This is a genomic window from Paenibacillus sp. 7523-1 (assembly GCF_002276415.1).
GTDB classification, from domain to species: domain Bacteria; phylum Bacillota; class Bacilli; order Paenibacillales; family Paenibacillaceae; genus Paenibacillus; species Paenibacillus illinoisensis_A.
In genome coordinates this window covers 243,231-257,732 of sequence record NZ_NPBR01000022.1, presented here as the reverse complement: position 1 = coordinate 257,732, position 14,502 = coordinate 243,231, and the positions used below count along the sequence as shown (strand labels likewise).

Genomic DNA, 14,502 nt, shown 5'->3' with positions numbered 1-14,502 from the left:
CACTGGCCGTAGACTATTACAACCGAACGGGTCAAGGTCAAGTCAGTACGTATTCTGTTGACTACGTGGATAATGCCAAGCACTTTCAGGCGCACTCGTTCCAGCCTGGTGCAGATGGTCCCTGGATCCAGCGTATGGTGGATGAACTGAAGACAGATCATCACTGGATCGAGATTGAGAACGGAGAGTTGGTTCATGCTTTGAATCAGGCCATGTTAGTTCGGGATTTGCCCGGAATGGCGGATGTGGATTCTTCTCTCTATTTGTTCTGTAAGGAAATCAAGAAAGGGGCAACCGTCGCCATCTCGGGGGAGGCCGCCGATGAAGTGTTTGGAGGGTATCCCTGGTTCCATCGGGACGAGATGCTGAATTCGGGAACGTTCCCTTGGTCGGTAGCACCTGACATGCGGGCAGGTTTGTTATCTGCAGACATTCGGGAGTGGATCAGACCACTGGACTATCTTGCTGACCGATATTCGGATGCTGTGGCTGAGGTTCCTTTGCTGGATGGGGAGACCGGAAAGGCAGCACAAATGCGTGTCATGTCCTATTTGAACATCACCCGCTTCATGCCTACCCTACTTGATCGGAAGGACCGAATGAGTATGGGGGCAGGGCTCGAAGTTCGAGTTCCTTACTGTGATCATCGCCTGATTCAATATGTATTTAACATTCCCTGGGAAATGAAAATAACGGGCGGCCGTGAGAAGGGAATCCTGAGAAAAGCGTTAGAGGGTGTATTGCCTGACGATGTTTTATATCGTAAAAAGAGTCCTTATCCCAAAACACATAATCCAGAATATTTGACGGCCGTTAAGCAGCAGGTGCTGGATATCCTTGATGATGCATCTTCGCCGATTCTGCCTTTGATTGACAAGGCCCAGATTCGCAAGCTGGCATCTTCACCTGATGCTTCGTCTAATCTGCCCTGGTTTGGGCAGCTCATGTCCGGTCCACAGCTATTTGCTTACTTGACACAGATTAATTCCTGGTTGCGCACATATAAGGTTGCCATTCGTTAACAGAATGTAGTTTAAAAAGAGGGTGCTTGGTGAATAGCATTTATGCATTCACCTGGGCACCCTCTTTATTTATTATCGCGTCTTTGTTTAGCCAAAAGCATTATTCAGAAGCATTCCTAATCTCCATCTTACTTTAGTAAATCATCGAGTCATCACAGCGGATTCCGGGTTTCGTTCAAGCAAGCCACGGCCATAAATCTCCCTGAATGGAGAGTCCGTCATATGAATGTATCCAATATAACAGCCGCACTTTTTCATCCTGCAGGGCCGATCCGCAGACAGCTTTTCCAACCCGTCACGGTACAAATGGCCAATAATCCGGCGATCCTTGTAACATCTTTTTACATGCCCCGAACCCTGCACATAAAATACCTCCGAGCCGGCCGCACAGCCTTTGCCATAACTCTCATAATCCCGTAAGTTCCCCTCAAACAGCGGATCGATCGACCGTAAATAGGCAACCTCTTCCGGCTCGTAATAATTAGGCTTATCCTTAAAGGCATTGATCCACATGTAGATATCGTCCGGCAGCGCCTCTCTCATGGACTGAATGGCAGGAAATGCACTGCGGAGTCCCACCGTGCCCACACTGAATTCAAGACCCATTTCACGCAAAGTAAGGCATTGTTTAATAAAAGAAGATTCCTTGGTCTCACGAGGATGATAGGTTGCCCAGAAAGCAGCTGTCCCGGAATTCAATTCACGGGCCCAATCCAACTTAACGGAAAGGTTCGTCTGCACAGCAATCTTATGGACGTGGCGCATATGTGACAGCTCAACCATGGCTTCCCTGTACCAACGCCGTACCAGCGCCTCACCATATGGATTGAAGAAAATGGACAATTCGTGTCCAACCTCTTCCTGAGCCTTCACCCAATCCACGAACTGACGTAATTGTTGTTCGTCTGTTTCCAGCGTCTCCTTGGAATCCACAGTTTTGCTAAACGGACAATAGGGACAATCATAATTACAGGACGACAGCTTCCCCCGATAATACAAGGTTGCTCTCATGAGAACACAAACCCTTCCATTTGCTCGCGAATCTCGGCAGATATTAACCAATCTCCAATAGCATCGGAATATCCCAGACCTTCTTCGGTTAAACGCAGCACCTGATGTTCATTCTCCTGCTCAATCACAGCCATTCCCTCTGTCAGCAGTTCTGAGAGCCAGGCGTAATCCGTCATAACTTCACTTCCAAACCGCTGGAGATAATCATCCAAAGTCAGACCTTCCCGATGCAGCAGCGCTTTTAAAATAAATCTGCGTTTCTGCTCTTCCCGGCTCAGCACAATGCCATAATCAGCTACATCATATCGCTCGGCAGCCACATAATCGGCGATGATGCTCTGGGTAGCCTTATAGCTCACTCCATATTTTGATGCATAATGTACTTCGCTGGTATAGGAACGGGCACCGCATCCAAGACCAACCATGCCTTCCTCCTGGCAGCTGTACGGCAGCAGCTCTTTACTTGCATGCGAGGATGACTCTTTTGCAAATCTGCGCATAGAATACTGAATATATCCCCTGCTTTTTAATGTTTCTCTTGCCGCAGTGTATAGCTCCATGCGAATATCCGGCCCTTGGCGCTGAATATCCTCCGGCTTCACGATTGTATTCTCGCGGGTATACAGCGGGTAAATGAAAATCTCTCCTGGCTCATAAGACAGGACACGTTCAAGCGAATACAGCCATGACTCTACCGTTTGGCCGGGCAGACCATAGATCAAATCCAGGTTCAGCAAAGGAAAGTCGTACCGCATAAGCTTCTCCAGTGCGCGCTCTACTTCCAGTGGTTTCTGAGGGCGATAAATTGCTGCAGCCTCCGCTTCAATAAAGCTCTGAATCCCCATACTGACGCGGTCCACGCTGCGTTCCTTCAGTAACGCAAGCTTCCCTTCAGTCACGGTGTCAGGCGAGGTTTCTATTGAGATGGAAGCATGGGCGGGATCAAGTCCCATCACATTTTCCGCCATGTCAAACAAACGGTTTAACTGAACCTCATTCAGCAATGTTGGTGTCCCACCCCCAATGGCAAACCTCGAATACGGTCTGCGTGAAGTGAGGGGAGCCCATTGCTTCGCCTGGCGTTCCAGTGCATCCACATAACGTTCATGTGTATCGTCACGCCGGTCAGGCAAAGTGAACAGATTGCAGAATCCGCAGCGGGCAGCGCAAAACGGAATATGCATATATAAAAAATACGTGTCGGTATTTTCACGTTCCCAGAGCCGCCTCAAGGGCAGCGGCGGGTCCAATTCCCGGTATGCCGTCTTATGCGGATAAGAGTATAGATAAGAGCGATAAGGTAAAGTCAGTACTTCCCTAAGACCTGTGGTCGTATTGAATCCGGACGCTGCGGAATGACCTGTTGTTGTAAACTCAGACGGATGATCCATCGGTTGCCTCCTGTCTCCGGTTGTTTTCAGTAACAATTAAATGGTTGCAATGCATGCTATAAAACAAATTCACGATAAGGTACATTCCAGACAACCTCATGTGCCAGTCTGTGTCCCTGATACCCATCTTCGCCATAAGCCGTTCCATGATCGGAAAACGCAAGACAGAACGTAGGCCGCGAACGCTCCCGCATAGCATCAAACAAGGGCCCCAGAGCCTGATCCACATACCGAAGGGCAGCCCGTTGAGTCTCAACAGAGTCCTCCCTTGCCCCTTCCACAAAATAGCGATTGGGACCATGAATGGCCGACACATTCAAAAATAGAAATACTTTCTCATCCTGTGGTATCTGTTCAAGCAGCTTCAAAGCGTGCTGGACCTGATGCTCTGTCGAGCGAGGATTGGTAACTCCAAAGGTCATTCGCCAATAACTCTGCTGAAAGTAACCAGGCAGCACTTTGGCCAGCGGATTCTTTTTCGTGAAAAATATGACTCCACCTATACAGATTGTGCGGTATCCTTCCTCTGCCAAACCAGATACGATATCCGGTGTATCAAACAGCCAGGTATGCGGATGAGTCTTCAATCCGGTATTACGGGAATGAAACAGCCGGACATGCGAGGCCTTGTCCGTATTGGCGGGCGTAGGCATGAAACCACCAAAAAAGGCATGATGTGCTGCATATGTAAAACTTCCTGGGGTATGCCGTTTCTCCCAGGAACCCGATCCGCACAGATTGGGACAATTCACTTCCTCCTGCTTCGCTACGTCATATCTTAACGTATCCAGGGTAATCATTAACAGATCATGGGAGCCAACAATGGTGTTCATATCAGGCATGTTCGCAAGGCTCCTTTCGCAAAATATCCATCTCCCACTCATATGTTCCAAGTCCGTTGTGCTGTACGTGGTACAGCAGATCACCGAATGGATTCACATCCAGAACATAGGCACGCGGGTTATCCCCGCCACTGAGCATGACATCAATGCCTGCAGACCATGAATTCGGGAATGCTGCCATCGCTGTTTGAGCAGCGTTGTGGACCAGACCCAGCCTGTAGTCGTCCACTCCGGCTTCCTCGGGCAGCATCCGCTCGTTGCGTAAATGCAAATTCGTTATAGGCGTCTGGCTCAGCCTCACAATCGCATGACCTGCATGACCGCCAGCTACAAGCTGACGAATATCAAATACACGCGAGCCGTATGAAGCCTTGGCCATCCACCGTTCAATTTGAGCCCCTTCCGCACATAACCAGTCCAGCAGAGTCTTAATTTCCTCACTGCGAGTATACCTCTGCATGCGGCCTTCGTTGTAGAAAACCGGCCTTCCCTTAACCACTGCCATCCCCACAGTGGTAACAGCTATCTCTGCACCCGTTCGCGGGTTGACCTGATAGGCAACAACGCCTGATGCTGCCGAGCCACAAGCAAGCTTAACAAATACCCGGTACATGCCTGAGGCCTGCATGGCTGCGCGCAGATCCGAATAGCTCAATATTCGCTCCGCAGATTGGAGAACGGGAGGAACATCAACGCCGTGAGCTGATAAATGCTGTTGGCACTTCCTTTTGTCAAACATGTTAGCAATATCTTCTGGATCGTTCAGGAATCTGGCAGAAGGCCAGAATTGACCTACTTCCCTTCCAATTCGCTTCAGACAGCCTTTCCAGCCATTAAACCATTGGGCAGGTGCGTAGATGCGCCCCCAATCCTGCCGCACCTCAAGCGCCTCCTCTGCCGTAAACGACTCTCTGCTTAATGGTTCAGTGTTGGGATCGCCATCCTTCGCCCCTAGAGATAACAATTCACGCTCGACATCCCAATGCTCTCCTGGTGCATCAATTCGAATCAGGGGTGCCACTTCCGCTGTAACCTTGCGTTGTAAACTTGGATTGACCACGTCGGCCAAGGATCCACCCTGTCTCCAGGTCTTGAGCAAGTCAGCATAGGGGATCACTTCAGCAGGGCTCATGCCACATTGCAGTCTTGCCTGCTGCAGGCCTTTGGTTCTGCGATTATCCGGGTTTCCGATCAACCAAAACGGCCGTTCTATGTGCATCTCATTACTCTGGGATCGTAGTCTCTGATCTGTTTGGTTCGTTGTAACGCCTGACATCCCTTATTCCGTTAATGACGGATAACGCCAGTCATCTTCATCACTCTGCTGCTGATCGCTGACATCAACGGATAAGCCTGAACGTTTCCAGCGAATGAGCATTTCGTCTGTCATGTAGTGGTAGCTGAGATCGAGATGCTTCAACTTCTTAATCTTGTCGCTGGCAAGCAGAGCCTCAGCCCCTTCATCCGACAATGTTCCTTGGGAAAGGTCCAGTATTTCCAGTTGATCTACAATGGGAGCCTGCGCCACGGCTTTGGCGATGTCATCTTGAATATCACTATCTTTCAGACCAAGGTACACTAGCTTGGGGAATCGTCCCTGTTCAAGCAGCGGAAGCACATCTTCAAGTGAACCGTCGAAGCCATAATCATCTACACCCAGGTACAATTCAAGCTTGCGCAGCTCAGGCAATTGAGCATTGGTAATGGAAGCGAGCACTTCCTGAGGCAGTCCACCGCAGATAATGACCAGCTCTTCAAGCTTGGCATGCTGCAAGGGTTCAAGGCTCAATCCGCTACTACCTTTCACCGTAAAGGACTTCAGTTCTGGAAAAGCCTTCAAAAGTGGGGTCAGATTGGTCTGAATAATCCAGGAGACTTCACACTCTTCAAAGCCCATATCTCCAATGAACAGCTTTTTTAATGACGGAAAACTTGGCGCCAATTCAATAAGAACATTCATGAATTCGTCCGGAGAACTCTCGTAAGCTTGTCCCCAGTCTCCAATAAGCAGACTTTCCAGTGAACCCGCTTCGGGTTTGGCAGCCAATTTCCTGATCAAATTCTCCATACGGATACCGTTCTCATAGTCATCATAAGATATCGTAAGCTTCACTTCCTGCATTGGTTAATCCCTCCGATTGAGTTCATTCTTGATTCGTTATTTTGAATGTTACCCCATCCTGCAGGGAGCTTGCAACTTCTTCCAACTCCGGTCCCACCCGGATTCTCAAACGCGAAATTGCTGTACTTCACTAATTAGGAAAGAGAACACGCGTTCTTTTCTGAATCGTATAAAAAAGAGATTTCTGCTAGGTATCTGGAAGGATAAAAATAAAAATTATCAACGTATACCTTGGTTCTATACACTTCGATTCTGTGCAGGTCTTGGTGATATCAAAAAAAGCGCTAATAGCCGAAGTCCATTCCACAATCTTCAGGAATGATACTCCTTCCATTAACGCCTTCATATTTGTTTAGGTTGTTATACCTGATTCATAAGACTCCTGATTAACCAGGATTCAGCCTTCAAGCCGGGATACAAGCGCTCGCAGTGCATGACCACGATGACTGATAGCCTGCTTTTGTTCCAGCGTAAGCTCAGCCATCGTCATCTCGTATTCAGGTACATAGAACAAAGGATCATACCCAAAGCCACCACCACCGGCAGCCTCGCTCGTAATCCAGCCTTCTGCTGTACCCTCCGCTTCAAACTTGTCCCCTGTTGTTGGATCATACAGAACCAGGGCACATACAAAGCGTGCCGGACTGAGCAGCGGCTGTTGTGTATCCTCACCGGATTTGATGGATTCCAGCGCTGCAAGCAGCTTGGCATTATTCAGGGCATCCGTTGCTCCTTCGCCAGCATATCTTGCCGAATACACACCCGGCTCCCCATCCAGCAGGTCCACACAAAGTCCTGAATCATCGGCCAGCACAGGAAGACCAAGTGCATCTCCTACCGCTTTTGCTTTCTTCCAGGCATTCTCGGCAAAGGTTACCCCGTCCTCCACGACATCCGGAAGTTCGGGGTAATCAAACATGCTTTTGACCTCTTTGCCAAGTGGTGCAAATGCATGGGTAAACTCTCTTACTTTACCTTGATTCCGGGTTGCAACAATGATGATTGGGCTTTCCAGATGCATCTTAGGCTTCTCCTAATCCACTAGCACCGATCTTGAGAGCAATCGGTCCAAGCACTTCTTTTTGCCGCTCAATCATCTCCAGGATCCCCTGCTCACCCAGTTCCAGCATGGCATTCAGCTCACGGCGGTCAAATGGGGCTTCTTCGCCTGTTCCTTGCAGTTCCACATATTTTCCGCCACCTGTCATGACCAGGTTCATGTCTACTTTTGCCTTGGAATCCTCATCATAGTTCAGATCCAGAACAGGCTGTTCTCCGACTACACCTACACTCACAGCTGCAATGAAATCCGTGATGGGGAAGGTTTGCAGGCGGTGCTGTTGGGCAATTTTGTTCACAGCCAGTGCCAGAGCAACAAACGAGCCGGTAATGGATGTTGTACGAGTCCCTCCGTCTGCTTGAATGACGTCACAGTCCAGGGTAATGGTCCGCTCGCCGAGCGCCTGCAGGTTCACCACAGAGCGAAGTGCACGGCCGATCAGACGCTGGATTTCCATCGTACGTCCAGTCAGCTTTCCGCGGTTCGCTTCACGCTGATTCCGCGTATGTGTTGCACGGGGAAGCATGGAATATTCTGCGGTAACCCATCCCTTGCCTTGTCCTTTCATGAAAGGAGGAACGCGTTCCTCCACCGTTGCGGTACAGATAACCTTGGTATCCCCGACTTCAATCAGTACAGAACCTTCGGCGTATTTATTTGTGTTAATTGTTAAATTCATCGGCCGCAGCTGTTCGCTGGTTCGTCCGTTAGATCTCATCATTTCTGCCTCCTACGACTTAAGCATCCTGTAATTGTTGAACTGAGTCACACTTTACTAATCCTTTTTATTTTACCAAAGAGTTCTGTTAAAAGCATCTATCCGCCAAAGACTCTGTTACCCGTCCCCGATTTTGTCCCAATCCTAGATCGGAATTTCATTGATATACTCGGGCTTGGAGACCGGCGAACTATAATCCCGGTTATCGTCACCCATGACTGTTTTTTGGCCGTTCCACTCGATTTGAACCTTGGCATCCTTGCTCGCTGTATTTTCTGTCGTTGTCAATACGACCGACTGCAGCAGCTCGCTTGGCACCGCATCTCCTTCGACGAACATATCGTCTTTGAGTGCAACCGTAACGGTTCCATCCTCCGCCGTTTTGACGGATTGCAATTCGGTGCCGCCTGTCATGACCTCTTCCAGCTCACCACCCTTGGCTGGCCCTTTAATCAGCTCATTGAGCGCGGCTTGCACCCGGTCCGTACCTGGTGTGACCAGGCGCGTAACCGGAACATAATATTGAATGCCCGCAGGCGAAGCAGCTGAGAAATACACGGTGACTGGACTGCTGTTGGTGGTGAACGTGTCTCCCAAATCAAGATTGATACCTACCGCCCGATTCAGCGGTTCAGGAAGCGGAGTACTGTTTACCGGCATTTGAGTCAGCTTTTTGCCGTCCACCCAGATCTGCACGTTCTCCACATCCGGTGTACCTGTCAACGTCCACGTGACGGCTTCCAGCATTTTGCGCTCATCCTTAGCGTCGTATTTGGCAAAGTTACCTGAGAACTCCACGACTGCAAGCTTGTCGTCCGGATGAATGGTCACATTCTGTACCACCGTGCCTTGTGGAAGAACACCTTGGAATCCTTCAGGCAGCATTCCTGCATAAGCACCACCTGTTACTAGTGTATCCAATGCAGTCTTCGGACTACTAACGTCCGAACCTGCCGGAAGCGTCAGTGATACCGGAGCGAGCAATCCTTGCTGATCCTGCAAATAGACTGTTGTGAGCGGAAGGGTTGCGAGTGTCCCATTGCCCTCGGCTGCTTGAATCATAGCTGCCTCCTGGATGGGCGGCGGTGGATCGATAGCCTCGGATGACTGTGCATTAAACATGCCGCAGCCGGACAACACCATCGGAATGCTCAGCAGCGCTGCTGCTGATGCCGTACGCATATATCGGATCTTACTCATGATCACGTTCCCCCTCATCATTTTTACAGTTTGTACTACCATGTATACGAGCCTTCGTCCAAAAAATAACTACTTTTTAAACAAGCCCTGATGCACCAAGCAAAAACAATATTGAAAGAAAGAAACACAAAACGGGTTAATACGTATTAGGAATCAAGTGTAGGGACATTGCTAACTTCAGAGGAGGAATCGCCCATGGAACATCCAGAACAAGAAAAAATCCCTTACAGCCTGAACAGCCGCAAAGTCGCGGACGCTACAAGGGAATGGCTGCACAAGCGGGGCGTCACGATCCCAGAGATCGCAGAACTGGTCATGTTATTGCAGAAAAAATACTATCCGGATCTTACGATGGAAGAATGTATTGATAACGTGGAGAAGGTTCTTCGCAAGCGGGAAGTGCAGAACGCCGTTCTGACAGGCATTCAGCTGGATCTGCTCGCAGAGCAGGGTCAACTCATTTCGCCTTTGCAGGAGATGATCGAGAATGATGAAGGGCTCTACGGCGTGGATGAGATTCTCGCATTCTCCATCGTCAATGTATACGGCAGCATCGGATTCACGAATTACGGTTATGTAGACAAGCTTAAGCCTGGTGTACTTGAACGGCTGAACGATAAAAGTCTGGGACCTGTACATACGTTTCTGGATGATATTGTCGGGGCCATAGCCTCGGCAGCAAGCAGCCGAATCGCGCACCGCAAACAGTCGGAGCTGGAAGAAGCGTTAGGTCAGAAACCGGTCAGTGATGATGTCGTTTAACCCACATTTGTCATACGGAAATGAGACATGTCCATAAAGGACGAGCTCATGGAAAAAGCGGCCCTTGGGCCGCTTCTTTTTCGTATACATCAGATGTTATCACGCCTATTTTAACCGTTCCTGTCTCCCTGCTCCAACGAGTCCGTATGCTTCGCCCCAGGGGCGTTCCATGGCTGGCTGTGACTGTGAATGATTGGGTCCAATCGTGATTTGCGGTCCTTTGCGTTCACGCAAAAGCCCCCGCAGCACCGTAATGCCAAGGATGGACAAGCCGGTAAAGACGTACATTAAACGCATCAGTACATTCCCCGAATCGGAACCTGTAATCATGCCATGCACCAGCAAACCGATAAATGCAGGATAGGACAGCATGTGGAACATAAACCACCATTTGCGGCCCAGTTTGTTACGCAGATCACTGGAGAGCAGCACGATCAGCAAGGCGTAAAAGGACAAGGTCCCAAGTCCGCTTCCAACAGGATGGACTGAGGCACTAAATGGAATAAGCAGTTCACTCCAGGTAAACGGACTGTAATGATCGATATACAGGGTTAGTGCATGCAGTATACCAAGTCCAAAGGCAAGCCAGGTCGTCCGGGTATGCCACTGGAACATGGTGGCTTTGGGTTTGCCTTTGGCAGCAGGCATCCCTTGGGCTATTCCCAGAAAGACGCCAGCAAAGAGCAGCAGATAAGCAGCTATCCCGCTAATACGAATAATATTCCACGTTGGTACATGATCAACAATCCATTGTGCCATAGCCATGCTCCCCCATATCTGATAGACTTATCGTTCCATCACTTTGCGTTAATATAAAAAACTGGATGCAGGATACTCATCTTTAAATAAGGCTGAAGCAGTGATCCGGTTCAAAGCCTGGCCACCGCTCTTCGAGTGCATCCATATCCCCTCTAAACCAGAATTCACCTTCCCGGGTCATCCATAAAACATCATGTCGGTCATAATGCCTGTTCAGCCAGCCCATCGCTTCAGCACTTCCGAGGATACAGACGGTCTTCGCGATAATCTCGCATTGCGAGACATGCTGGCCTAGGGCGGTGCATTGCACCACATCTGTATCAGCCGGCTTCATTGTCCGCGGGTCAATCAAATGATGGGACAGACTTCCATCCGCCTGCTGCCACTGTCTTCGTGCGATTCCCGAAGTCGCAACCGCACCAGAGTCTAACTGAATGCTTCCTGTCAGATTGCGCTTATCCAGCATAGGATCCTTGATATACACAGTCCATGCAGAAGACTCAGGCGTACCCCACATCTGAATATCTCCTCCCGCATTAATCATGCCTGCAGGAATGTGAAGTGTGCGCTGCAGCCAATCCGCAATGCGTTCCGTTGCCCAGCCTTTCACAATACCGCCCAGGTCCAGTTCAATCCCGGGATACAGATGTACCATTCGGCTGCCCTCTCTGTGCATCCATCCTGGACAGGTATAATCGCGCTCTGCTTCCGGAATTAATGCGGCAACCAAGGTTGAGGTATGCAGAAGGGACTGCGTTATGCTGCGCTCATTCTGCCCGATCTGCTCGAAGCTGACATCATATCCCTGTTGCCGAAGGGCTTTTGAAATGCCCGGTTGAAAAATCCCTTCCGTTTGACCTATATATCCGTATGCCAAACTCAATACCTCATCCATGGCAGCAGAAACTGGCATCCATCCCACAGAACGATTCAGACGATTCAATTCACTATTGGATATAAACCGACTGAAGCGCTGCTCTTGTGTTTCAAACCAGTTTTTCACAAGCGCTGCTGCATGCTCAGCTTCTTCACGTCCGGCGGTTACCAGCTGAACCTCCACATCCGTATTCATGGCACGAAACTTGAACTTAAACGGACGCATGGTCTCGGAAGCGCGGCTCATGATGCACCTGTGCGTGACTGGTAACTGCCACTGCCGATTCCGAAGTCAGATTCACCATCAGACTGACTGAAATCCCGGCTATACGACCTGCTCCGTTCGTGCTGTTCCTCTTCCTGATTCGGAACAAAGCTGTCTGTCCATTCATCCATTACTTCGTCCCGGGTATTCGACTTACTTGCAGGTAAGCTATCGGTATCTGTTCCATTGGCTGCTGCATATGCAACATCAAAGGCATCAGAGGATCTTACATATTGAAAGAGTGCAGCCACCGTTAATGTTGCCATCGCTGAGGCTTGCCATTTTCTCCATTGATTTCGTTTCTTTCTGTTCATCGCTCTTCCCTACTTTCTCTAGCGAAGTTCATGCACTTATCTTATGGGCCCTGGATTAAAAGCAGATGAATGAACCGTTAAGAAAGGCTAAAGCTTTCCATTTCCTCCGATTCCATATACACAAAATAGGCCCTGAACGGGAGATGTTCTCCCATTACAGAGCCTTAGCCTTATGAATAATTGCTTTTGCTTTTCCTATTTTCGAACTAACTCCGTTATGCTTTTTTGAAAAAAAATGATCCATCCGCTCTCTGTTCCTGCGTAATTTGCCCCCGCCGGGTCAACTCCTGAAGATGAGCGAGCGTTTCGCTCATGGCAAAGCGCAGCTGATGTGTGCCCAACCGATCACCAAACAAGGAAACACAAATGTCATACCCGTTCGACGGGTGCTGAGAAATATGTTCATCCATCTTCTGAAGCCGCTCCTCATGATGAGCCAGCAGATGAGAGGTTCGGTCTGTAAAATCGCTGAATGGATTTCGATGCCCCGGATATGCCTTCTCGACATCCAAACTCCCTAGACGGTGCAGCCCCTGAAGATAAGATAACAATGGCTGGTCATCACTTCCCGGCTGCAAGCTAATATTGGGCGAAATCTGTGGCAGTACGGCATCGCCGCACAACATTTCACTGGATTCTGGTGCATAAAAGGATAGATGCCCTGGGGCATGTCCATCTGTCTCGATGGCTACCCACCTTTTGCCGCCCATATCCAGCCACTCCCCATCTTCAATGAACGTCACATCCGGCAAGGGGGTGATCTGAGAGACGAATCCCTTCATATGTTCAGCAATTTGTATGGTCTTCTCATCCGGCATTCCATGTTGGCGATAGTATTCAGGCAGTACCACATCAATGGTTGCACTCGGCCCCCACATGTAATCTGCCTCTTGACGCGACCTGGCAGACATGCGTACAGGCGCGCCTGACTTCTGTTGCATCCAGCCTGACAAGCCGAGATGATCGGGATGATGGTGGGTCAACACTATTTGACCAATGTCCTGAAAAGACAATCCCAGATTGGTTAGAGCTTCCTGCCATTCCTGTTCTGTTCCCTGGTTGCGCGGGCCTGGATCAACCACGGTTATCCTTCCATCAGCATCATGGAGCACGTAACTGTTCACCCATCGCAGCGGGAAAGACATCGTGATCTGAAGCCGATGCATGCCCTCTGGCATGCTGATTGCTTCCGTTCGTTTCATTTTCTTCTCCTCCCTACTGTTCTTACTCTACAGGCCGATGACCAACAAAAATCATGCGCGGGGAATGCTGCTCATCATATTGCTCCTCGTCATACCCTCCATGAACCTGATCTACCACAAGCCCTGCCTCCTGCAGCAGCTCACTTAATTGTTCACGGGTGTATAGCTTGACCCGTTCCTCATGAATCCGGGGTTTCTGACTGGACCCTGAATCGGTAATGTGAATTTCCTTCTGCACAAATCCGTCCTTGATCTGGCGAAACTCCTCAATACGATGCCCTTCCGTCTCTCGTTTGGAATGCGGAACCAAATGACGGGTTACGTAAGCCGTATTCATAAAATCAATAATGTAGCTGCCGCCAGGCTTCAGCATATGACGGATGCCCTGAAGCACCTTGAGCTGCTCACCATCCTCACGAAAATAGCCGAACGATGTAAACAGGTTGACTACCGCATCAAATCCACCTTGGAGCGGCAGATTACGCATGTCGGCATGAACCCATTCCACCCGATTCTCGGTGTCCATCTCCCGCGCTTCACGCAGAAGCACATCCGACAGGTCAATTCCGGTGACCCGGAAGCCTGCGTCTGCCAGAGCCAAGGAATGCCGTCCCATACCGCAGCATAGATCCAGAACCCGTGCCTGCGGCTCAAGTTTTAACCAATTGATCATTTTATGTACTTCTTCATATGCTCCCTGCACATCCCTGTGCTTGTATACGAGAAGGTAGTCTTCTCCAAAGCTCTCTTCATACCATTCCGTCATTCGTATCGCCCTCCACATGGTCAATGGCCCTGTTCTCTCTGTAACGTACTTGATATAGGGCTGATCATACCTAAGCTTGTAGTCATTGTATCTTCTTTATTCTTCAAACTCAAAGATTTCCAGCGGCTCCCGTTCATTGAACGGCCTGAATTTGCCCTATATAATGTTAAACATAGTCACGCGCCCGCAAAC

The 14,502-nt window shown here is 49.5% G+C and carries 15 protein-coding genes; 2 read left to right on the top strand and 13 right to left on the bottom strand.

Features of this window, described 5'->3' with window-relative positions; genetic code table 11:
* The coding region (locus CHH60_RS23340; RefSeq protein WP_141236985.1) for an asparagine synthetase B family protein at positions 1 to 1,022 on the top strand (1,022 nt) is incomplete at its 5' end.
* A gap of 141 nt (positions 1,023 to 1,163) precedes the next feature.
* On the opposite strand, the gene CHH60_RS23335 is transcribed toward CHH60_RS23340, so the two are convergent.
* The 8 genes from CHH60_RS23335 to CHH60_RS23300 all read right to left on the bottom strand — a co-directional run bounded on the left by CHH60_RS23335 (position 1,164) and on the right by CHH60_RS23300 (position 9,366).
* On the bottom strand, positions 1,164 to 2,033 hold the full coding sequence (locus CHH60_RS23335; protein WP_095361385.1) for an STM4011 family radical SAM protein: 870 nt from the start codon (positions 2,031 to 2,033) through the stop codon (positions 1,164 to 1,166).
* Positions 2,030 to 3,424, bottom strand: a complete 1,395-nt coding sequence (locus tag CHH60_RS23330) for an STM4012 family radical SAM protein (RefSeq protein ID WP_095361384.1) — start codon at positions 3,422 to 3,424, stop codon at positions 2,030 to 2,032. Before CHH60_RS23330 ends, CHH60_RS23335 begins: the two co-directional genes overlap by 4 nt.
* Positions 3,425 to 3,480: 56 nt before the next feature.
* The gene (locus CHH60_RS23325; protein ID WP_095361383.1) at positions 3,481 to 4,266 is read right to left on the bottom strand and encodes an STM4013/SEN3800 family hydrolase; all 786 of its coding nucleotides are present in this window, start codon (positions 4,264 to 4,266) and stop codon (positions 3,481 to 3,483) included.
* Positions 4,259 to 5,461 carry an STM4014 family protein gene (locus CHH60_RS23320; protein ID WP_255248061.1) on the bottom strand — a complete coding sequence of 401 codons (1,203 nt, stop codon included), beginning with the start codon at positions 5,459 to 5,461 and terminating at the stop codon, positions 4,259 to 4,261. The genes CHH60_RS23325 and CHH60_RS23320 overlap by 8 nt, the downstream gene beginning before the upstream one ends.
* 84 nt (positions 5,462 to 5,545) lie before the next feature.
* Entirely contained in the window at positions 5,546 to 6,388 is an 843-nt protein-coding gene (locus CHH60_RS23315; protein ID WP_095361381.1) for an STM4015 family protein, read from the bottom strand.
* A gap of 397 nt (positions 6,389 to 6,785) precedes the next feature.
* Positions 6,786 to 7,409 (bottom strand): XTP/dITP diphosphatase, encoded by a 624-nt coding sequence (locus CHH60_RS23310; protein WP_095361380.1) that lies wholly within the window; start codon positions 7,407 to 7,409, stop codon positions 6,786 to 6,788.
* Between the two features lies 1 nt (position 7,410).
* Positions 7,411 to 8,169, bottom strand: a complete 759-nt coding sequence (rph, locus tag CHH60_RS23305; RefSeq protein ID WP_095293274.1) for a ribonuclease PH — start codon at positions 8,167 to 8,169, stop codon at positions 7,411 to 7,413.
* A 141-nt stretch (positions 8,170 to 8,310) separates the two neighbouring features.
* Entirely contained in the window at positions 8,311 to 9,366 is a 1,056-nt protein-coding gene (locus CHH60_RS23300) for a GerMN domain-containing protein (RefSeq protein WP_095361379.1), read from the bottom strand.
* A gap of 195 nt (positions 9,367 to 9,561) precedes the next feature.
* Here CHH60_RS23300 and CHH60_RS23295 point away from each other — a divergent pair, with 195 nt between their 5' ends.
* A complete protein-coding gene (locus CHH60_RS23295; protein WP_095361378.1) occupies positions 9,562 to 10,128 on the top strand; it encodes a phosphatidylglycerophosphatase A family protein in 567 nt (188 codons plus the stop codon).
* 105 nt (positions 10,129 to 10,233) lie between these two features.
* On the opposite strand, the gene CHH60_RS23290 is transcribed toward CHH60_RS23295, so the two are convergent.
* The 5 genes from CHH60_RS23290 to CHH60_RS23270 form a co-directional block, all read right to left on the bottom strand.
* On the bottom strand, positions 10,234 to 10,887 hold the full coding sequence (locus tag CHH60_RS23290) for a ferric reductase-like transmembrane domain-containing protein (protein ID WP_176476178.1): 654 nt from the start codon (positions 10,885 to 10,887) through the stop codon (positions 10,234 to 10,236).
* Positions 10,888 to 10,969: 82 nt separating this feature from the next.
* A complete protein-coding gene (locus tag CHH60_RS23285) occupies positions 10,970 to 12,010 on the bottom strand; it encodes an FAD:protein FMN transferase (RefSeq protein ID WP_095361376.1) in 1,041 nt (346 codons plus the stop codon).
* Positions 12,007 to 12,342: a hypothetical protein gene (locus CHH60_RS23280; RefSeq protein WP_095361375.1), complete on the bottom strand. Its 336-nt coding sequence runs from the start codon at positions 12,340 to 12,342 to the stop codon at positions 12,007 to 12,009. Before CHH60_RS23280 ends, CHH60_RS23285 begins: the two co-directional genes overlap by 4 nt.
* A 215-nt stretch (positions 12,343 to 12,557) precedes the next feature.
* A complete protein-coding gene (locus CHH60_RS23275) occupies positions 12,558 to 13,544 on the bottom strand; it encodes an MBL fold metallo-hydrolase (RefSeq protein WP_141236984.1) in 987 nt (328 codons plus the stop codon).
* A gap of 22 nt (positions 13,545 to 13,566) precedes the next feature.
* Entirely contained in the window at positions 13,567 to 14,310 is a 744-nt protein-coding gene (locus tag CHH60_RS23270; RefSeq protein ID WP_095361374.1) for a class I SAM-dependent methyltransferase, read from the bottom strand.
* Positions 14,311 to 14,502: the final 192 nt, after the last annotated feature.

Bases quoted from the DNA above. Each gene is read 5' to 3' on its own strand.
- CHH60_RS23295 (WP_095361378.1), top strand. From the start codon at position 9,562: ATGGAACATCCAGAACAAGAAAAAATCCCTTACAGCCTGAACAGCCGC.
- CHH60_RS23330 (WP_095361384.1), bottom strand. From the start codon at position 3,424: ATGGATCATCCGTCTGAGTTTACAACAACAGGTCATTCCGCAGCGTCC.
- CHH60_RS23310 (WP_095361380.1), bottom strand. From the start codon at position 7,409: ATGCATCTGGAAAGCCCAATCATCATTGTTGCAACCCGGAATCAAGGT.
- CHH60_RS23290 (WP_176476178.1), bottom strand. From the start codon at position 10,887: ATGGCACAATGGATTGTTGATCATGTACCAACGTGGAATATTATTCGT.
- CHH60_RS23335 (WP_095361385.1), bottom strand. From the start codon at position 2,033: ATGAGAGCAACCTTGTATTATCGGGGGAAGCTGTCGTCCTGTAATTAT.
- CHH60_RS23315 (WP_095361381.1), bottom strand. From the start codon at position 6,388: ATGCAGGAAGTGAAGCTTACGATATCTTATGATGACTATGAGAACGGT.
- CHH60_RS23300 (WP_095361379.1), bottom strand. From the start codon at position 9,366: ATGAGTAAGATCCGATATATGCGTACGGCATCAGCAGCAGCGCTGCTG.
- CHH60_RS23325 (WP_095361383.1), bottom strand. From the start codon at position 4,266: ATGCCTGATATGAACACCATTGTTGGCTCCCATGATCTGTTAATGATT.
- CHH60_RS23285 (WP_095361376.1), bottom strand. From the start codon at position 12,010: ATGAGCCGCGCTTCCGAGACCATGCGTCCGTTTAAGTTCAAGTTTCGT.
- CHH60_RS23280 (WP_095361375.1), bottom strand. From the start codon at position 12,342: ATGAACAGAAAGAAACGAAATCAATGGAGAAAATGGCAAGCCTCAGCG.
- CHH60_RS23275 (WP_141236984.1), bottom strand. From the start codon at position 13,544: ATGAAACGAACGGAAGCAATCAGCATGCCAGAGGGCATGCATCGGCTT.
- CHH60_RS23270 (WP_095361374.1), bottom strand. From the start codon at position 14,310: ATGACGGAATGGTATGAAGAGAGCTTTGGAGAAGACTACCTTCTCGTA.
- rph (WP_095293274.1), bottom strand. From the start codon at position 8,169: ATGATGAGATCTAACGGACGAACCAGCGAACAGCTGCGGCCGATGAAT.